Genomic DNA, 18,906 nt, shown 5'->3' with positions numbered 1-18,906 from the left:
AGGTCACAGGAGGTACGACCATGGATGCACGCCAAGAGGGTCACGGCGCCGCGCGCGTGCCCGAGCAGTACACGAGCACGGACACCACGGCCACCTTCCGAGACGAGCTCGGGGCCGCGCTCGCGGGCCTCGACGGCGGCGTCTCCGCCGACGAGAAGGACGCCGTCACGGCGCTCCCGTCCGGATCCGCGCTCCTCGTGGTCCGTCGCGGCCCGAACCAGGGCGCCCGCTTCCTCCTCGACGCCGACGTCACCGTGGCGGGACGCCACCCCGACGCCGACATCTTCCTCGACGACGTCACCGTCTCGCGTCGCCACGCGGAGTTCGTCCGCGAGGGCACGACGTTCCAGGTCAAGGACCTCGGCTCGCTGAACGGCACGTACTTCGACGGCGTCCGCATCGACACGGCCCTGCTGCAGGACGGCGCCGAGGTCCAGGTCGGCAAGTTCCGCCTCACGTTCTACGCCTCGCGCGCCGACCTCGTCGGCCGGACGACCGAGTAGTGCCGGCGTCCGCCGCCCGGCCGACGCCCGCACGCACCCCCGGACTGCTCAGCATCGGGCAGGTGCTCGCACGCCTCACGCCGGAGTTCCCCGACCTCACGAACAGCAAGCTCCGCTTCCTCGAGGAGCAGGGGCTCGTCCAGCCCTCCCGCACGGAGTCCGGCTACCGCAAGTTCAGCCCCGCCGACGTCGAGCGCCTCCGCACGGTGCTCGGCATGCAGCGCGACCACTACCTCCCGCTCAAGGTCATCCGCGCGTACCTCCGCGACCTCGACGCCGGCCTGTCGCCCGCGCTCCCCGGAGCGGCCACGGCGCCCGCCACCTCGATGCTCGACCAGGAGCGCCGATTCAACCGCGCGGAGCTCGTCCGCGAGTCCGGCGCCACGGCCCCGCTCCTCGGCGACGCGATCACCGCGGGCGTGCTCATGCCGGCCGAGGTCTACGGCGAGGAGGCCGTGCAGGTCATGCGCGCGCTCGTCGAGCTGCAGCGCACGGGCATCGAACCCCGCCACCTCCGCGGCTTCCGCCAGGCGGCGGAGCGCGAGCTGAGCCTCATCGAGTCGGCGCTGGTGCCGGTGTCCCGGCGCCGCGACGCGTCGAGCCGGGCCCACGCCGCCGAGCTCGCGCGGGAGATCGCCACGCAGCTCGAGGTGGTGCGCGGGAGCCTCATCCGCTCCGCGCTCGGCCGCCTCTCGTCCTGAGCGGTCCGCAGGCGCCCGGGGGCGGTCCCGCGGAGGATCGGCGCCGCATCCTCGCGCGCAGGGGAGCGCGCGGCGGGCCCCGGCCCGTAGACTGACGTGTCCGCTCGGGGCCACCGCACGACGGGGGATCCGAGAGGCGCCGGCCGACCGGCACCCCCGACGGGGGCGCGGCTCGGGCCCGGACGACACGCCGGGCGCTCAGGCCGGATGTCGTTGATCGGGCCCGCGGGCCCCGCTACCGTGAGAACACGAACCCGACGAACCGACCCGCATCAGCGCACGATCCCCTCCGGGATCCGCGCTGGGGGGGTGGAAGGCAGAACGATGAGCGACTCCACCCCGGACTCCGGGCGCTACGACCTCGGTCTGCTCTTCACCGACGGCCTCCCCGAGATGGACGCGAGCGCCGGCTACCGCGGCGCCGTCGCCGCCCGCGCCGCCGGGATCACCTACCGCCAGCTCGACTACTGGGCCCGCACCGGCCTCGTCGAGCCCACCGTCCGCGGGGCCTCCGGCTCCGGCACGCAGCGCCTCTACGGCTTCCGCGACATCCTCGTCCTCAAGCTCGTCAAGCGCCTCCTCGACACCGGCATCTCCCTGCAGCAGATCCGCACCGCCGTGAACCAGCTCCGCGAGTCCGGCGTCGTCGACCTCGCGCAGACCACGCTCATGAGCGATGGCGCCAGCGTCTACCTCTGCACCAGCAACGACGAGGTCATCGACCTCGTGAGCCGCGGCCAGGGCGTCTTCGGCATCGCCGTCGGCAAGGTCCTCCGCGAGGTCGAGCACTCCCTCGTCGAGATCGACACGCAGACGGTCGACCCCACCGACGAGCTCGCCGCCCGTCGCGCCGTCAAGGCCTCCTAGGCCCGAGGGCCCGCTCCACCCGGCGACTCCCCGTCGCGGGCGATGTCCGCGCACGTCTCCCGCGTCCCGTCAGCCCTCCGCTGCACCCGTGCATCGTCGTGCGCCCACGGCCTCGCCCTCGCTCGGCGGGGGAGCTCCTCGAGCGCGCCCCGCAGACGACGGACGCCGCCCCTCGAGGAGGGGCGGCGTCCGGAAGAGTGCGGGTCAGCGGGAGGCGTTCTCCGCGTAGTCGCCGATCTTCGCCGTGCGCATGATGCGCTCCAGCAGCTGGTCGAAGTTGCGCGCCATCTCCTGCGCGCTCTCGCCGGGCCACACGTGCAGCGGCTTGGCGGCGCCCTGCGCCTGCTGGAGCGACGTGCGCTCGGGCAGCTGCGGGCTCAGCACGAGCGGGCCGAACATGTCGCGGAGCTCCTTGATGCGGAACTGGTGCTCGAGCGACTGGACGCGGGCGCGGTTGACGATGATGCCGAGGGGCTGCAGTCGCGGCGAGAGGCCGCGGCGGATCTCCTCGATGGCGCGCAGCGCGCGGTCCGCGGCCGCGACCGAGAACAGGCCGGGCTCGGTGACGACGGTGACGCGGTCGCTCGCGGCCCACGCGGTGCGCGTGAGGGCGTTGAGCGACGGGGCGCAGTCGATGAGGACGAGGTCGTAGTCGGCCTCGACGTTGGCGAGGGCCTCCTCGAGCTTCCAGATGTCGCGGATGCTCGGGTGCGGTCCGTCGAAGTTGATGGCGGACGGGCTGCCGATCATGACGTCGATGGTGCCGGTGCGCCCCTTGGTCCAGCCGCTCGGGGCGATGGCCGCGCGCACGATCTTCTCCTTGGGGGAGGCGAGCACGTCGGCGACGTTGAGGTGGCCGGCGACCTGGATGTCCATGCCCGTCGACACGTCGGCCTGCGGGTCGAGGTCGACCACGAGGGTCCTCAAGCCGCGGGAGAAGGCGGCGGACGCCAGTCCCAGGGTCACTGTGGTCTTTCCCACGCCCCCCTTCAGGGAGCTGACGCTCAGTACATGCACGAGGGAGAGGCTACCGTCGATACTCTGGGAGAACCTAAACGCGTCGCCCCCGAAGCCCTGCCGACGAGAGGCCCGCCATGTTCACGAAGATCCTCGTCGCCAACCGGGGGGAGATCGCGATCCGGGCGTTCCGCGCCGCCGTCGAGCTGGGCGCGCGCACCGTGGCGGTCTACCCGCACGAGGACCGCGGCTCCCTGCACCGTCTCAAGGCGGACGAGGCGTACCTCATCGGCGAGGAGGGGCATCCGGTCCGGGCGTACCTCGACGTCGACGAGATCATCCGCGTGGCCGTCGAGTCGGGCGCCGACGCGATCTACCCGGGCTACGGCTTCCTGTCCGAGAACCCCGAGCTGGCGCGGGCCGCCGCCGCGGCGGGCATCGTCTTCATCGGACCCGGCTCGGACGTGCTGGAGATGGCGGGCAACAAGGTCACGGCCAAGGAGCACGCGACCGCGGCGGGCGTCCCCGTCCTCGCGTCGACGCCGCCGTCGACGGACGTCGCCCTGCTGCTCGAGCAGGCACGGGCGATCGGCTTCCCGATCTTCGCGAAGGCCGTCGCGGGCGGCGGCGGGCGCGGCATGCGCCGGGTCGAGCGCGCGGAGGACCTGGAGGAGGCGCTGCGCGCCGCCATGCGCGAGGCCGACAGCGCGTTCGGCGACCCCACCATGTTCCTCGAGCAGGCGGTGCTCCGGCCCCGGCACATCGAGGTGCAGGTCCTCGCGGACGCGACGGGGGAGACCGTCCACCTCTTCGAGCGCGACTGCTCGGTGCAGCGCCGCCACCAGAAGGTCGTGGAGATCGCGCCCGCGCCCGACCTCGACCCGGCGATCCGCGACGCCATGCACGCGCACGCCGTCGCGTTCGCGCGGAGCATCGGCTACGTCAACGCCGGCACGGTCGAGTTCCTCCTCGACACCGACGGCCCGCGGAAGGGCCAGCACGTCTTCATCGAGATGAACCCGCGCATCCAGGTGGAGCACACGGTCACGGAGGAGGTGACCGACGTCGACCTCGTGCAGTCGCAGATGCGCATCGCGGCGGGGGAGACGCTCGCCGACCTGCGGCTGCGCCAGGGCGACATCGTGCTGCGGGGCGCGGCGCTCCAGTGCCGCATCACCACCGAGGACCCGGCGCAGGGCTTCCGACCCGACACGGGCAAGATCACCTCCTACCGCTCGCCGGGCGGCGGCGGCATCCGCATCGACGGCGGCACGGTGGCCACCGGGGCCCAGATCAGCCCCCACTTCGACTCCCTGCTCGCGAAGCTCACCTGCCGGGGGCGCGACTTCCCGTCGGCCGTCACGCGCGCCAAGCGCGCCCTCGCCGAGTTCCGGATCCGCGGCGTCTCCACCAACATCCCGTTCCTCCAGGCCGTGCTCGACGACCCGCAGTTCCAGGCGGGGGACCTCAGCACGTCCTTCATCGACGAGCGGCCGGGGCTCGTGCGGAGCAACGTGTCCAAGGACCGCGGCACGAAGATCCTCAACTGGCTCGCCGACGTGACCGTGAACCAGCCGAACGGCGCGCGGCCCGGCACGCCGCGTCCCGCCGACAAGCTCCCCGCGCTCGACCTCAAGCAGCCCGCGCCGGCCGGATCCCGCCAGCGGCTGCTCGAGCTCGGCCCCGTCGGGTTCGCGCGGGCCCTCCGCGCGCAGACCGCCCTCGCGGTCACCGAGACGACCTTCCGTGACGCCCACCAGTCGCTGCTCGCGACCCGCGTCCGCACGCGCGACCTGGTCGCCGTCGCGCCGTACGTGGCGCGCATGACGCCCGAGCTCCTCTCGGTCGAGGCGTGGGGCGGCGCCACCTACGACGTGGCCCTCCGCTTCCTCGGCGAGGACCCGTGGGAGCGGCTGGCGTCGCTCCGCGAGGCGCTGCCCAACGTCGCCATCCAGATGCTGCTGCGCGGCGCCAACACGGTCGGCTACACGCCGTACCCGGTCGAGGTCACCGACGCCTTCGTCGAGGAGGCGGCCGCCACGGGCGTCGACGTGTTCCGGATCTTCGACGCGCTCAACGACGTCGACCGGATGCGCCCCGCCATCGACGCCGTGCTCGCCACCGGCACCACGGTCGCCGAGGTCGCGCTCTGCTACACCGGCGACCTGCTCGACCCCGCCGAGGACCTCTACACGCTCGACCACTACCTGCGCCTCGCGGAGCGCAGCGTCGCCGCGGGCGCGCACGTCCTCGCGATCAAGGACATGGCGGGGCTCCTCCGGCCCGCCGCGGCCGAGCTGCTCGTGACGGCGCTCCGCCGCGAGTTCGAGCTGCCCGTCCACGTGCACACGCACGACACCGCGGGCGGACAGCTCGCCACGCTGCTCGCCGCGAGCCGTGCCGGGGCCGACGCGGTCGACGTCGCGAGCGCGCCCATGTCCGGCACCACGAGCCAGCCGTCCGCGTCCGCGCTCGTCGCCGCGCTCGCCCACACGGAGCGCGACACCGGCCTCTCCCTCGACGCGGTCAGCGACCTCGAGCCCTACTGGGAGGCGGTCCGGCGCCTGTACCGGCCCTTCGAGTCCGGGCTGCCGGGCCCCACCGGGCGGGTGTACCGGCACGAGATCCCCGGCGGCCAGCTCTCCAACCTGCGGCAGCAGGCCATCGCGCTGGGGCTCGCCGACGACTTCGAGCTCATCGAGGACATGTACGCCGCGGCCGACCGGATCCTCGGCCGCATCCCGAAGGTCACCCCGTCGTCGAAGGTGGTCGGCGACCTCGCGCTCCAGCTGGCGGCGGCCCGGGCCGACCCGGCCGACTTCGAGCGGAACCCCCAGGACTACGACATCCCGGACTCGGTCATCGGCTTCATGGCCGGCGAGCTGGGCGACCTGCCGGGCGGCTGGCCCGAGCCCTTCCGCACGCGCGTGCTGCAGGGCCGCGACGTGCGCATCGGGATCACGCCGCTCTCCGCCGACGACCGGCGGGCGCTCCAGGTGCCCGGCGCGGACCGCCGGCGGGCGCTGAACCGCCTGCTCTTCCCGCAGCCGACGGAGCAGTTCGAGACGATCCGGGAGCTGTTCGGCGACCTGTCCGTGGTCGACACCGAGGACTACCTCTACGGGCTGCGCCAGGGCCAGGAGCACGTCGTGCGCATCAGCCGGGGCGTCGAGGTCCTCATCGGCCTCGAGGCCGTGGGCGACGCGGACTCCTCCGGCATGCGCACGCTCCTGGCCGTGATGAACGGCCAGCTGCGCCCGGTGTTCGTCCGGGACCGCGGCGTCGCCGTCACGACCTCCGTCGCCGAGAAGGGGGACGCGTCGCGTCCCGGCCACGTGTCCGCGCCGTTCTCCGGCGTCGTGACGCTCAAGGTCGAGCCGGGCGACCGCGTCGCGGCCGGGCAGGCCGTGGCGTCCATCGAGGCCATGAAGATGGAGGCGGCCATCACGTCGCCCGTCGCGGGACGCGTGGCGCGCCTCGCGGTGCCGACGACGCAGCAGGTCGACGCGGGCGACCTGCTCGTCGTCGTCGAGATCGAGGAGTGAGGCACGGGATGACCGACACGGACCGGATGCAGGACGAGCGCTACGACCTCGTGATCGTGGGGGCCGGATCCGGCAACTCCATCGCCGACGAGCGCTTCGCCGACCAGCGCGTGCTCCTCGTCGACGACGGGGAGCACTTCGGCGGCACCTGCCTCAACGCGGGCTGCATCCCCACGAAGATGCTCGTGCACGTCGCCGACGTGGCGGCGGGGACCCGCGACGCCGCGGCGCTCGGCATCCGCGCGTCGGTCGACGCGGTCGACTGGCCGGCCATCGCCGCCCGCGTGTTCGGCCGCATCGACGCCATCAGCGAGGGCGGTCGCGAGTGGCGCGAGAGCGGCATGGAGAACGTGACCCTGCTGCGCGAGAGCGTGGGCTTCGAGGCGCCCGGCGTGCTCGTGTCGGCGAGCGGGCAGCGGATCCTCGCGGACCGCGTCGTGCTCGCGGCGGGATCCCGCCCCCGCCCGCTGCCGGCCGTCTACGCGCCGGACCCGGCGATCCACGACTCCGACTCGATCATGCGCATCGCCGAGCTCCCCGCATCGCTCCTCATCGTGGGCGGCGGCTACGTCGCGGCCGAGTTCGCGCACGTGTTCAGCCACCTCGGCGTGCACGTGACCCAGGTCGCCCGCTCCGCGCACCTGCTCGGCAACCTCGACGCCGACGTCTCCACGCGCTTCACGACGCTCGCGCGCACGCAGTGGGACGTCATCACCGACTGCGAGGTCGAGGAGATCGAGCGCGACGGCGACGTGCTCCGCTCGCGCCTCGCCTCCGGGCACCTGGTCGAGACGGAGGCCGTGCTCGTCGCGCTCGGCCGCGTCCCCAACACGGACACGCTGGCGGTCGCGAACGCCGGCTACGACCTGCACGACGACGGCCGCATCGTGGTCGACGCGCAGCAGCGCGTGCTCGCGGGCGGGGAACCCGTGCCCGGCGTCTTCGCGCTCGGCGACATCAGCTCCGACCACCAGCTCAAGCACGTGGCGAACCACCAGGCGCGCGTCGTGCAGCACAACCTGCTGCACCCGGACGACCTCGTCGGCGGCGCTCCCGGCCCCGTCCCGCAGGCCGTCTTCTCGCGCCCGCAGATCGGCTCGTTCGGCCTCACGGAGGCGGAGGCGCGCGAGGCCGGCCCCGTCGTCACGATCGAGCAGCCGTACTCGTCCACGGCGTGGGGCTGGGCGCTCGAGGACACGACGTCCTTCTGCAAGCTCGTGGTGGATCCGCGCGACGGCGGCACCATCCTCGGCGCGCACATCATCGGCTCGGACTCCGCGGCCCTGATCCAGCCGCTCCTCACCGCCGCGAGCCTCGGCCACCGCGTCGCCGGCCTCGCCCGCGCGCAGTACTGGCCGCACCCGGCCGTCACCGAGGTCGTCGAGAACGCGCTGCTGGCCGCCGAGTCCGCGATCGCCGACTGGGCACGGGAGAATGGATCGGGCCTCGCGCCCGCGGGCGCCGATCGACCCTGACCGCCGGCCCACAGGACCCACGGAAGCAGAGAATGACTGAACGACAGATCCGCCTCTTCGGCGATCCGGTGCTGAAGACCGTCTCCACGGAGATCCACGAGGTCGACGAGGGCGTGCGCGCCCTGGTCGAGGACCTCCTCGACAGCGTGCGGCCCGACGGCCGCGCCGGGGTGGCGGCCGCGCAGATCGGCGTGAACCTCCGCGCGTTCAGCTACAACGTCGGCCCGTCCTTCGGCTACATCCTCAACCCCGTCATCGAGGAGCTCCGCGGCGAGGCCGTCCTCGTCGACGAGGGCTGCCTGTCGGTGCCGGGCCTGTGGTTCCCCACCATGCGCCACCCCGAGGCCGTGATCAGCGGCATCGACCTCGACGGGAAGCCGGTGCGCCTCGAGGGCACGGGCGTGCTCGCGCAGGCGTTCCAGCACGAGGTCGACCACCTCGACGGGCTGGTGTACCTCGACCGGCTCGACAAGCAGCGGCGCCGCGAGGCGATGAAGCAGGTCCGCGAGTCCGACTGGTTCTGAGCCGTCGGCCGGTCCCGCGCACGCGCGCGGGACCGGCGGTCGGGGTCAGTGGACCAGCGAGTGCCCCTCGGTCGTGGGCGCCGCCTCGTAGATCCGGGTGACGACGTCGCCGAACGCCTCGAGCACGACCTGGCGCTTGATGCTGAGCTTGGGCGTCAGGTGCCCCGCCGCCTCGGTGAGCTCGACCGGCAGCACCACGAACTTGCGGATCGACTCCGCGCGCGACACCGTCGCGTTGGCCGCGTCGACCGCGCGCTGCACCTCGGCGAGCACCGCCGGGTTCTGCGACGCCCGCTCGAGCGTCATCGCGGGATCCTCCCCGTTGTTCGCCAGCCACACCTTGAGCATCTCGGGGTCCAGCGTGATGAGCGCCGAGATGAACGGCCGCCGGTCGCCCGCCACCACGACCTGCCCGACGAGCGGGTTCGCGCGGATCGGGTCCTCGAGCGCGGCGGGCGCCACGTTCTTGCCGCCCGCGGTGACGATGATCTCCTTCTTGCGTCCCGTGATGGTGAGGTAGCCGTCGTCGTCGTAGCTGCCGAGGTCGCCGGTGCGGAACCAGCCGTCGTCGAAGACCTCCGCCGTCGCCTCCTCGTCCTGCCAGTACCCGTCGAAGACGTTGACGCCCTTCACCTCGATCTCGCCCTCGTCGGTGATCCGCGTCGCGACGCCCGGGAGCGCCGGGCCGACCGTGCCGATGCGGAAGCCCTTCACGAGGTTCACGCTCACGGGCGCCGTCGTCTCCGTGAGGCCGTAGCCCTCGAGGATCGTCAGCCCCAGCGACCGGTAGAAGTGGCCGAGCCGGAGGCCCAGGGGCGCGGATCCGCTCACCGCGAAGCGCACGCGCCCGCCCATCGCCTGCCGGATCTTGGAGTACACGAGCGCGTCGAACAGCTTGTACTGGAGCTTCAGCGCGAGCGGCACGGAGCCGGCGTCGACCGCGACGGAGTGCGCGTACGCGACCTCGGCGGCCTTCCGGAACACCTTCCCGCGTCCGGCGCCCTCGGCCTTCTGCTCCGAGGAGTTGTAGACCTTCTCGAACACGCGCGGCACCGCGAGGAGGAACGTCGGCTTGAAGGACGCGAGCGCCGGCAGCAGCTGCGTCGTGTCGGCCTGGTGGCCCGTCTTGACGCCCGCCTGCACGTTGAGGATGGAGATGAAGCGCGCGAACACGTGCGCGGTCGTGATGAACAGCAGCGTCGACGCGCCGACCTGCACGACCTCCTCCATCGCGACCTCCGCGTTCCGCGCGAGCTCCACGAAGTTCGCGTGCGTGAGGATGCAGCCCTTCGGCCGACCGGTCGTCCCGGACGTGTAGATGAGCGTCGCCATGTCGGAGCCGACCGCGAGGTTCCGTCGCCGCTCGATCTCCGCGTCCGGCACGTCGACGCCCTGCTCCGCGAGCTTGTCGAGGTCGCCGAGGTCGATCTGCCACACGCGGCGGATGGCCGGGAGCTCCGGGTGCACCTCGTCGAACCGGGAGAAGTGCTCGGCGGACTCGAGGATCACGGCGACGCTGCCGGAGTCCTGCAGGTTCCAGTGCACCTGGCCGGGGGAGGAGGTCTCGTAGACGGGCACGAGGACGCCGCCGGCGAAGAAGACGGCGAAGTCGACGAGGGTCCACTCGTAGCGCGTGCGGCACATCATGCCGATGCGCTCGCCCGGCTCGATGCCGGCGGCGACGAGGCCCTTGGCGAGGGCGACCACCTGCCGGTGGAACTCGCGCGCCGAGACGTCGCGCCAGCCGTCCCCGTCCGGCAGCGCGAACAGCGGAGCGTCGGGGCTCGTCCTCACGCGGTGCACCAGGACGTCGGTGACGTTGTCGTCGGGCCGCGCCTCGACGGCGGCGGGCATGATGTGCTGTTCCACGGCAACTCCCTCGGTACCGGAAATGGATGTTCCCACAGTAACGGCGCGGGGTCGCCGGGCGCTCGTCCCCGGTCGGGGGCGTCCCGCGCGTCGGTAGGATCGTCAGGCGAGATCAACGGAAGGGCCCGCCACGTGCATGCAATCGGGATCGACATCGGCGGGACGAAGATCGCGGGAGCCGTGGTCGACGAGCTCGGCACCATCGCGGCCGAGGCGCGCACGCCCACCGAGGCGAGCAGCCCGGACGCCATCGTCGAGGCCGTCGTGGCCATGGTCGAGGGCCTCCGCGCCGAGCACCCGGACGCGGTCGCCGTGGGCGTCGCCGCCGCGGGCTTCATCGACGCCGCGCAGTCCACCGTGTACTACGCCCCGAACATCAACTGGCGGAACGAGCCCGTGCGCGAGCGGCTGCGACGCCGCATCGACCTCCCCATCGTCATCGAGAACGACGCCAACGCGGCCGGCTGGGCGGAGTTCCGCTACGGCGCGGGGCGCCTCGTCAGCGACATGGTCACGCTCACCATCGGCACGGGCGTCGGCGGGGCCATCGTCGCCGACGACCGCCTGTTCCGCGGCGGCTTCGGCGCCGGCGCCGAGCTCGGCCACATGCGCGTCGTGCCCGACGGCCTGCCCTGCGGCTGCGGCGCGCGCGGCTGCATCGAGCAGTACGGATCCGGCCGCGCCCTCCTCCGCACCGCCAACGAGCTCGCCGACCTCGGCGGCACGCACGGCGACGGCCTGGCCGCGCGCCGCCGCGAGGTCGGCACGCTCACCGGGCACGACGTCAGCGACCTGATCCAGGCCGGCGACCCGGGCGCCCTCGCGGCGCTCCGCCGCCTCGGCTCCTGGCTCGGGGAGGCCGCGGCGAGCATCGGCGCGATCCTCGACCCGCAGATGTTCGTCATCGGCGGCGGCGTCGCCCAGGCCGGGGACCTCCTGCTCGACCCGATCCGCGAGGCCTACCTCTCCCACCTCCCGGCGCGCGGCTACCACCCCGAGCCCGAGTTCCGCATCGCCGAGCTCGTGAACGACGCGGGCGTCGTGGGCGCCGCCGACCTCGCCCGCCTGCACGCGGCGGCGCTGCGCCACGGCGCCTGATCCGCCGCACCGGCGCCCCGCGGCGCGGCGTCCCCGGGCGCCCCCGCTGGCTATGCTGGATCCCGACCCCGCCCGGAAGGTGGCCACCCGATGTTCTACTGGTTCATGAAGAACCTGGTCGCCGGACCCCTCCTGCGGAGCACGTTCCGCCCCTGGGTCACCGGGCTCGAGAACATCCCCGCCAAGGGCGGCGTCATCCTCGCGAGCAACCACCTCTCCTTCATCGACTCGGTGTTCCTGCCGCTGCTGGTCGACCGCAACCTCGTCTTCCTCGCCAAGAGCGACTACTTCACGGGCACGGGTCTCAAGGGCTGGGCCACGAAGATGTTCTTCACGGCCACGGGCATGCTCCCCATCGACCGCTCCGGCGGCAAGGCGTCCGAGGCGTCGCTCAACACGGGCCTCCGCGTGCTGGCCGAGGGCCGGATGCTCGGCATCTACCCCGAGGGCACCCGCAGCCCCGACGGCAAGATGTACCGCGGCCGCACCGGCGTCGCGCGCATGATCCTCGAGGGCGAGGTCCCGGTCGTCCCGATCGCCATGATCGACACCGAGAAGGTCATGCCCATCGGCACGCGCATCCCGAAGGTCCGCCGGATTGGTGTGGTCATCGGCGAGCCGCTAGATTTCAGTAGGTTCGCCGGCCTCGAGGGAGACCGCTTCATCCTCCGCTCCATCACCGACGAGATCATGTACGAGCTCTCGAGGCTGAGCGGCCAGGAGTACGTCGACGTCTATGCGACCTCGGTCAAGGAGAAGCGCGCGAGCGCGGCCCGCTGACCGTCTCCCGCACCGCCTCCACCGCGCACACGCGCACGACACGAACCGGGATCCCACCGTGGCCTCAGAGCACCTCGTCCCCGCCCACCCCGACGTCCTCGCGGGCCTCGACCACTGGCGCACGCTCGAGGTCAAGCAGCAGCCGGCCTGGCCCGACGCCGCCGCGGTGCACGCCGCCAGCGCCGAGATCGCCGTGCTGCCGCCCCTCGTCTTCGCGGGAGAGGTCGACCAGCTGCGCAGCCGCCTGGCCGCGGCGGCCGACGGCCGCGCGTTCCTCCTCCAGGGCGGCGACTGCGCCGAGACCTTCGCGGGGGCCACGGCCGACCAGATCCGCAACCGCGTGAAGACGGTCCTGCAGATGGCGGTCGTCCTCACGTACGGCGCCGCGATGCCCGTCGTCAAGATGGGCCGCATGGCCGGCCAGTTCGCCAAGCCCCGGTCGAGCGACTCCGAGACGCGCGGCGACCTCACGCTGCCGGCGTACCGCGGCGACATCGTCAACGGCTACGACTTCACGCCCGAGTCCCGTGCGGCGGATCCCGCGCGCCTCGTGAAGGGGTACCACACGGCCGCCAGCACGCTGAACCTCATCCGCGCCTTCACGCAGGGCGGCTTCGCCGACCTCCGCGAGGTGCACAGCTGGAACAAGGGCTTCGCCGCGAACCCGGCGAACCAGCGCTACGAGCACCTCGCCCGCGACATCGACCGCGCCATCAAGTTCATGGAGGCCGCCGGCGCGGACTTCGACGACCTCAAGCGCGTCGAGTTCTACACGGGCCACGAGGGCCTCCTCATGGACTACGAGCGGCCCATGACCCGCATCGACTCGCGCACCGGCACGCCGTACAACACGTCGGCCCACTTCATCTGGATCGGGGAGCGCACGCGCGACCTCGACGGCGCGCACGTCGACTTCCTGTCGCGCGTCCGCAACCCGCTGGGCGTCAAGCTCGGGCCGTCGACGACGCCCGAGACCGTGCACGAGCTCATCGAGAAGCTCGACCCGGACCGCGAGCCCGGTCGGCTCACCTTCATCACGCGCATGGGCGCGGGCAGGATCCGCGACGCGCTGCCGCCCCTGCTCGAGGCCGTCAAGGCGTCCGACGCCAACCCGCTGTGGGTCACCGACCCCATGCACGGCAACGGGCTCACGACGCCCACCGGCTACAAGACCCGGCGCTTCGACGACGTCGTCGACGAGGTGCAGGGCTTCTTCCAGGCCCACCGCGCGGCGGGCACGCACCCGGGCGGCATCCACATCGAGCTCACCGGCGACGACGTCACGGAGTGCCTCGGCGGATCCGAGCACATCGACGAGGCCACGCTCGCCACCCGCTACGAGTCGCTCTGCGACCCGCGCCTCAACCACATGCAGAGCCTCGAGCTCGCGTTCCTGGTCGCCGAGGAGCTGGCCGCCGCACGCGGCTGACCCGCTCCGCACGACGATGCCCCGCCGCCCACGAGGGCGGCGGGGCATCGTCGTCTCCGGCACCGACGCCGGCGGGCGCGTCCGCCGGCTAGCCGGACGCGGTGATGCCGAGGTTGATGGTCGACCCGCGGCGGGCGAGAGCACCCTGGTCCGGGCTCGCGGACGCGACCCGGGTGATGGTGTTCGGCAGCGCGTCCCAGAACGCCGAGTACGCGTACTTGAAGCCGGCCTTGTCGAGGGCGGCCTTCGCCTCGTCGCGCGTGATGCCGACGACCGTGGGCACGGCCACGAGATCCGGACCCTTGGAGATCTCGAGCCCCACCTTGCTGCCCGCGGCGTCGCCGACGCCGGAGCGGACCGGGTTCTGGTCGAGCGCGTAGACGGAGATGACCTCGCCCTTGTCGACGTCGTCGCTGAAGCTCTGCTTGCCCGGCTCGCCGACGAGCCCGGCCTGGGCCAGCGTCGCCTTCGCCTGGTCGACCGAGCGTCCGTTGACCTGCGGGATCGCGCCGGCGGCGACCACCAGGGTCACCGGCTGCCGCTCGGGGTACTGCGCGCCGATGGGGGCTCCCGAGGCGTCGAGCACCTGCAGGACCGTGCCCCCGGCAGCGTCGCCGTACTGGCGGACCACCGCCTCCTGGACGACGAACGGCACCCCCTCGAGGCGGGTGCGCGCGTCGGCCTCCGCGGCGCCCACGACGTCGGGCACGTCGAGGAGCTGGGGACCGGTGGACGCGTAGACCGTGACGGTGGATCCCTGGTCGACGGGCGTGCCCGACGCCGGGACGCTGCGGGTCACGTGCCCCACCTCCACGTCCACGCTCGGCTCCTCCGCGCGCGCCACGACGAAGCCCTGGCCCTGCAGCGTCCCCGCCGCGTCGTCGACCGCCATGGACGTCACCCGGGGCACGGGCACCTGGGCGCCGGGACCCTGCCCGTAGTACCAGCCCGTCCCGCCGGCGAGCGCGGCCAGCATGACCACGAGGAGGGCGAGGACCCACCCGCGCGAACGGCGCCGCGAGCCGGCGGCCGTGAGAGCGACCACGGAGTCGGGCTGCGTGCGCTCGTCCTCCTGGCGCACCGGGACGGGCGGGCCGACCACGACCTGCGTCTCGCCGGTCGTGACGGGCGGCAGCGCCGGGGCGCTGGGGAAGACGACGGTCCGCTGGAGCGGAGCCGGATCCCCGGAGCGCGCGTCGAGCCGGTTCTGGACGGCGTACAGCTCGTCGAGGAGCGCGCGGGCGTCACGGGGGCGCTGCTCCGGGTCCCGGGCCGTGGCCCAGAGCACGAGCTCGTCGAGCTCCACGGGCACCGACGGGTTCGTCGTGCTCGGCGTCGGCACTTGGTCGTTGGCGTGCTGGTAGGCGATCTGCATGGGCTGCTCGCCCTTGAACGGCTGCTCGCCCGCGAGCATCTCGTACATCATGATGCCGACCGCGTAGATGTCGCTGCGGGTGTCCGCGATGCCGCGCGTGACGAGCTCGGGGGAGAGGTAGGCGATCGTGCCGAGCAGCGCCTGCCCCGTCGCGGTGTTGGCGCTGACGGCGCGCGCGAGGCCGAAGTCGCCGATCTTGATGCGCCCGTCGTCCGCGAGCAGCACGTTCTCGGGCTTCAGGTCACGGTGGACGATGCCGGCCTTGTGCGCCGCCGCGAGCCCGGAGAGCACGGCCTCGAGGATGTCGAGGGTCTGCTCGGGCGTCAGCCGCTCGTACTCCTGCAGCAGCTCCCGCAGCGTCATGCCGGGCAGGTACTCCATGACCAGGTACGCCATGTCGGAGTCCTGGCCCTGGTCGAAGACGTTGACCACGTTGGGGTGCGCGAGCCGCGCGGCCGAGCGCGCCTCCTGGATGAAGCGGTCGCGGAACGCGCTGTCGTCCGCGAGGTGCCCGTGCATGACCTTCACGGCCACGCGCCGCTCGAGGCGCAGGTCGGTCGCCACGTAGACCGTCGCCATGCCGCCGCGCGCGATGCGGGACCTGACCTGGTACCGGCCGTCGAGGAGACGGCCGATCATGGGGTCGGTCGGGCTGGAGGTCACTGGATGATTCTAGGGATCGCCGATGCCCGGGCCTCCCCGGCACACCGGAGCGACGCGGTGCGGATGCGCACGGGTTCCCGGGTCAGCCGATCTCGTCGAGCCAGGCCCAGGCGGACGCCTCCCACTTCGCGTACGCGTCGGGGTAGGCCGAGTACTGCACGGCCTGCGCGGCCTGCGTGACGGTCATCGACTTCCAGCCCTGGATGTCGAGGAGGCCGCGCGTGGCGCCCGGGTTGGGGTTGACGGGTCCGCCGAAGAACGCGCGAGCCGCGTAGCGCGCGTCGTTGAGCTGCGCGGGCTGCCCCCAGCCCTGGCTGGGGCGCTGCTGGAACAGGCCGATGGAGTCGCGGTCGCCCCAGTCGAGGTTGCGGAGCGTGGACTCCTGCGCGGCGGTGGCGAGCGCGATGACCAGGCCGTAGTCGTTGACCCCGGCCTTCCGCCCCTCGGAGACGATGATGCGCGCGTTCGTGCGCATCTCGTCCGTCATGATCGTCGTCCCGCTCACCGAGGCGACCTGGACGGCCGAGGCGGAGGCGTGCGGGATGGTGAGCTTGCTGCCCGCGTAGATGATGCTCGACCAGTTGAGGCCGTTGGCGTTCAGCAGGTCCTGCACCGTGACGCCGGAGTCCTGCGCGATGCTGTGCAGGGTGTCGCCGGTCTCGATCGTGTACGTGCCGCTCAGCCCGGCCTTGGCGGCGGGGGAGGCGCTCGGAGCGGTCGCCGCGGCCGGCGCCGAGCCGCCGGGGATGGTCAGCTGGTTGCCCGGGAAGATCGTGCTCGTGGCCTGGAGGCCGTTGGCCGACAGCACCGCCGAGGTCGAGACGCCGTGCTTGCCGGCGATGCCGGTGACCGTGTCGCCCGCCACGACGGTGTAGCGGGAGCCGGACGCCGTGGGAGCGGACGCGGGGCTGGGCGTCGACGACGAGGCGCCGGATCCGCCCAGCGTGAGCGTCTGGCCGGGGAAGATGGTCGTCTTCCAGCCGAGGCCGTTCTGCGCGAGCACGGACGCCGTGGAGATGCCGAAGCGCCCCGCGATGCTCGAGACGGTGTCGCCCTGCTCCACCACGTAGGAGGAGGGGGTGGCGGCCATGGGCGCGGCGGCCGGGGCGGCGGTGGGCGCGGCGACGGTCGGCAGCTTGGTCTGCGCGGGGCCGGACTTGGCCTTGGGCACCCGCTTGACGGGAGCGGCCTCGGCGGGCGACGCCATGCCGAGACTGACCGCGAGGGATCCCACCAGCACGATGGGCATGGTGGCCAGCAGCGCCTTGGAGCGACGGGTGGCCGTCCGGCCGGTCGAGGTGTCCGAGGACCGGCGGGGGTCGCGAGGAGGGGTGGGTTCGGTCATGGGCATGTTGGTCTACTCCGGCCGTCGTGCACGATTCCCTGATGCAGGTGTTCCACGTTAACACGCAGGGAGCATGAAGTGCACATAAGTGATGGATGTGACTGGAGTGAACAGCGACACGCGCATTCGGCGGATAGGCAGTCCCGATCCGCGTGGTGGACGGCGTCCGCGACGGGGGAGAGGCCGCCCGCGGTGGCCGCGCCCGCTCCGGGCGTGCCAGCATGTGACACGTGAACGAGCCCTATGCCGACCGTGAGTGGTTGACCGTCCCCGACCTCGTCGACCTCCTGGGTCTCACCGTGAGCCGCGTGCGCGGGCTGATCGAGGACCGGCGGCTGCTGGCCGTCCGCCTCGACGGCGTGCTCAAGGTCCCCGCCGTCTTCCTCCGCGACGGCGAGCCGCTCTCCGAGCTGCGCGGGACGATCATCGTCCTCGGCGACAACGGCTTCGACGACGACGAGGCGATGGAGTGGCTCCTCACCGAGGAGCCGAGCCTCGGCGCCGCGCCGATCGACGCCCTGCTGGCCGGCCGCAAGGCCGAGGTGCGCCGCGTCGCCCAGGCGAGCGCCTGACCCGCTGACCTCCGGGCCTCGTCCGTCCGCCGTCAGGTGACGCGTCGGGTGACGCCGTCCACGAGCAGCTCGAGCTGGTTGCGCGCCCGGGGCGAGATGGGGGCGTCGCGGAGCGCGGCGAGGGACTCCCGCACGTTGCGGGCGATCATGCCCTCGACCTCGTCGAGCGCGCCGCTCTCGCGCAGGATCGACTGGAGGACGCGGATCTGCTCGTCGTCGAGCTCCGGGTCGCCGAGGAGCGCGTCGACCGTGCGGCGCACGCCGTCGGGCAGCCGCCGGCGGGCGAGCGCGACCAGCACGGTGCGCTTCCCCTCGCGGAGGTCGTCGCCGCTCGGCTTGCCCGTCACCGCGCTGTCGCCGTAGACGCCGAGCACGTCGTCGCGCAGCTGGAAGGCGATGCCGAGGGGGAGGCCGACGGCGCGCAGCGCGGCGACCTGCGCGGCCGAGGCGCCGGCCAGGCTCGCCCCGACGACGAGCGGGGCCTCGATGCTGTACTTCGCCGACTTGTAGACGACCACGTTGTGGGCCCGCGCCAGCGTGTCGTCCTCGTCGACGGTGGGCCAGGCGACCTCCTCGAGGACGTCGAGGTACTGGCCGAGCGTGACCTGCGTGCGCATGGTGGCGAGCTCGGCGCGCGTGGCGCGGGCGGCGGATCCGTCGGCCAGCGCCAGCAGCGAGTCGATGAGGAGCTCGTCGCTCCAGCCGAGCAGGAGGTCGCCGAGCAGGATGGCTCCGGCCTCGCCGAAGGCCGCGGAAGACCCGCCCCATCCGCTCGCGGCGTGCAGCGCCTCGAGCCGGCGGTGCGCCGCGGGGCGTCCTCGACGCGTGTCGGACCGGTCGATGATGTCGTCGTGCACGAGCGCCGCGGCGTGGAACACCTCGAGGCCGGCGGCGACGCCGACGACCGCCCGGTAGCCCGGCCGCTCCTCGCCCGGAGGGCGTCCCGCGGGGGAGGGCTCGAGGTCGATGACCGAGCGCCAACCCCAATAGCAGAACTGCGCCCGGAACCTCTTGCCGCCTCTCAGCAGATCCGCGGAGAACTCGTGGACGGGCGTCAGATCCGGGCTGATCTCCCGGAGCCCCGCCGCCTGCGCCGCCAGGAAGTCGTCGAGGCGGGTCTGGACGTGGCTGACGAGGCGGTCGCTTTCGGGCACCCGCCTAGCCTAGCCAGGGGTGGCGAGCTAGAATCCACAGGTGAACACC

At 72.9% G+C, this 18,906-nt stretch carries 15 protein-coding genes; 10 read left to right on the top strand and 5 right to left on the bottom strand.

Features of this window, described 5'->3' with window-relative positions; genetic code table 11:
• Nucleotides 1–20 precede the first annotated feature (20 nt).
• The 3 genes from FGG90_RS05685 to FGG90_RS05675 all read left to right on the top strand — a co-directional run bounded on the left by FGG90_RS05685 (nt 21) and on the right by FGG90_RS05675 (nt 2,071).
• Nucleotides 21–503 (top strand): FHA domain-containing protein, encoded by a 483-nt coding sequence (locus tag FGG90_RS05685; RefSeq protein WP_094129417.1) that lies wholly within the window; start codon nt 21–23, stop codon nt 501–503.
• On the top strand, nt 503–1,204 hold the full coding sequence (ftsR, locus tag FGG90_RS05680; protein ID WP_086518227.1) for a transcriptional regulator FtsR: 702 nt from the start codon (nt 503–505) through the stop codon (nt 1,202–1,204). The genes FGG90_RS05685 and ftsR overlap by 1 nt, the downstream gene beginning before the upstream one ends.
• A 324-nt stretch (nt 1,205–1,528) precedes the next feature.
• Nucleotides 1,529–2,071 carry a MerR family transcriptional regulator gene (locus FGG90_RS05675; RefSeq protein WP_012038569.1) on the top strand — a complete coding sequence of 181 codons (543 nt, stop codon included), beginning with the start codon at nt 1,529–1,531 and terminating at the stop codon, nt 2,069–2,071.
• A 204-nt stretch (nt 2,072–2,275) separates the two neighbouring features.
• On the opposite strand, the gene FGG90_RS05670 is transcribed toward FGG90_RS05675, so the two are convergent.
• Nucleotides 2,276–3,088: a ParA family protein gene (locus tag FGG90_RS05670; RefSeq protein ID WP_094129420.1), complete on the bottom strand. Its 813-nt coding sequence runs from the start codon at nt 3,086–3,088 to the stop codon at nt 2,276–2,278.
• Nucleotides 3,089–3,165: 77 nt separating this feature from the next.
• Between FGG90_RS05670 and FGG90_RS05665 the strand changes: the two genes are divergently transcribed.
• The 3 genes from FGG90_RS05665 to FGG90_RS05655 are packed head-to-tail and all read left to right on the top strand — an operon-like array spanning nt 3,166 to nt 8,572.
• On the top strand, nt 3,166–6,573 hold the full coding sequence (locus tag FGG90_RS05665) for a pyruvate carboxylase (RefSeq protein ID WP_094129423.1): 3,408 nt from the start codon (nt 3,166–3,168) through the stop codon (nt 6,571–6,573).
• An 8-nt stretch (nt 6,574–6,581) separates the two neighbouring features.
• Nucleotides 6,582–8,048 carry a mycothione reductase gene (locus tag FGG90_RS05660; RefSeq protein ID WP_094129426.1) on the top strand — a complete coding sequence of 489 codons (1,467 nt, stop codon included), beginning with the start codon at nt 6,582–6,584 and terminating at the stop codon, nt 8,046–8,048.
• A 32-nt stretch (nt 8,049–8,080) separates the two neighbouring features.
• The gene (locus FGG90_RS05655; RefSeq protein ID WP_094129430.1) at nt 8,081–8,572 is read left to right on the top strand and encodes a peptide deformylase; all 492 of its coding nucleotides are present in this window, start codon (nt 8,081–8,083) and stop codon (nt 8,570–8,572) included.
• A 45-nt stretch (nt 8,573–8,617) separates the two neighbouring features.
• Here FGG90_RS05655 and FGG90_RS05650 read toward each other — a convergent pair whose 3' ends face one another.
• A complete protein-coding gene (locus tag FGG90_RS05650; protein WP_094129433.1) occupies nt 8,618–10,441 on the bottom strand; it encodes an AMP-dependent synthetase/ligase in 1,824 nt (607 codons plus the stop codon).
• 132 nt (nt 10,442–10,573) lie between these two features.
• Between FGG90_RS05650 and FGG90_RS05645 the strand changes: the two genes are divergently transcribed.
• From FGG90_RS05645 to FGG90_RS05635, 3 genes are all read left to right on the top strand, one after another.
• Nucleotides 10,574–11,539 carry an ROK family glucokinase gene (locus FGG90_RS05645; RefSeq protein ID WP_094129436.1) on the top strand — a complete coding sequence of 322 codons (966 nt, stop codon included), beginning with the start codon at nt 10,574–10,576 and terminating at the stop codon, nt 11,537–11,539.
• Between the two features lie 90 nt (nt 11,540–11,629).
• Nucleotides 11,630–12,319, top strand: a complete 690-nt coding sequence (locus tag FGG90_RS05640; protein WP_053774695.1) for a lysophospholipid acyltransferase family protein — start codon at nt 11,630–11,632, stop codon at nt 12,317–12,319.
• A gap of 58 nt (nt 12,320–12,377) precedes the next feature.
• Nucleotides 12,378–13,748: a class II 3-deoxy-7-phosphoheptulonate synthase gene (locus tag FGG90_RS05635; RefSeq protein WP_094129439.1), complete on the top strand. Its 1,371-nt coding sequence runs from the start codon at nt 12,378–12,380 to the stop codon at nt 13,746–13,748.
• 88 nt (nt 13,749–13,836) lie between these two features.
• Here FGG90_RS05635 and pknB read toward each other — a convergent pair whose 3' ends face one another.
• Both pknB and FGG90_RS05625 read right to left on the bottom strand, forming a co-directional pair.
• Nucleotides 13,837–15,786, bottom strand: coding sequence for a Stk1 family PASTA domain-containing Ser/Thr kinase (gene pknB / locus FGG90_RS05630; protein WP_094129442.1), 1,950 nt, complete (start codon nt 15,784–15,786; stop codon nt 13,837–13,839).
• A gap of 82 nt (nt 15,787–15,868) precedes the next feature.
• Nucleotides 15,869–17,137, bottom strand: coding sequence for a LysM peptidoglycan-binding domain-containing protein (locus FGG90_RS05625; protein WP_094129444.1), 1,269 nt, complete (start codon nt 17,135–17,137; stop codon nt 15,869–15,871).
• A 224-nt stretch (nt 17,138–17,361) separates the two neighbouring features.
• On the opposite strand from FGG90_RS05625, the gene FGG90_RS05620 reads away from it, so the two are divergent.
• Entirely contained in the window at nt 17,362–17,703 is a 342-nt protein-coding gene (locus FGG90_RS05620) for an Rv2175c family DNA-binding protein (protein WP_094129447.1), read from the top strand.
• Between the two features lie 32 nt (nt 17,704–17,735).
• Here FGG90_RS05620 and FGG90_RS05615 read toward each other — a convergent pair whose 3' ends face one another.
• Nucleotides 17,736–18,857 (bottom strand): polyprenyl synthetase family protein, encoded by a 1,122-nt coding sequence (locus FGG90_RS05615; protein ID WP_094129450.1) that lies wholly within the window; start codon nt 18,855–18,857, stop codon nt 17,736–17,738.
• Nucleotides 18,858–18,906: the final 49 nt, after the last annotated feature.

Source organism: Clavibacter michiganensis subsp. tessellarius (genome assembly GCF_021922985.1).
GTDB classification, from domain to species: domain Bacteria; phylum Actinomycetota; class Actinomycetes; order Actinomycetales; family Microbacteriaceae; genus Clavibacter; species Clavibacter tessellarius.
This window is presented reverse-complemented; position numbering and strand designations above follow the sequence as displayed.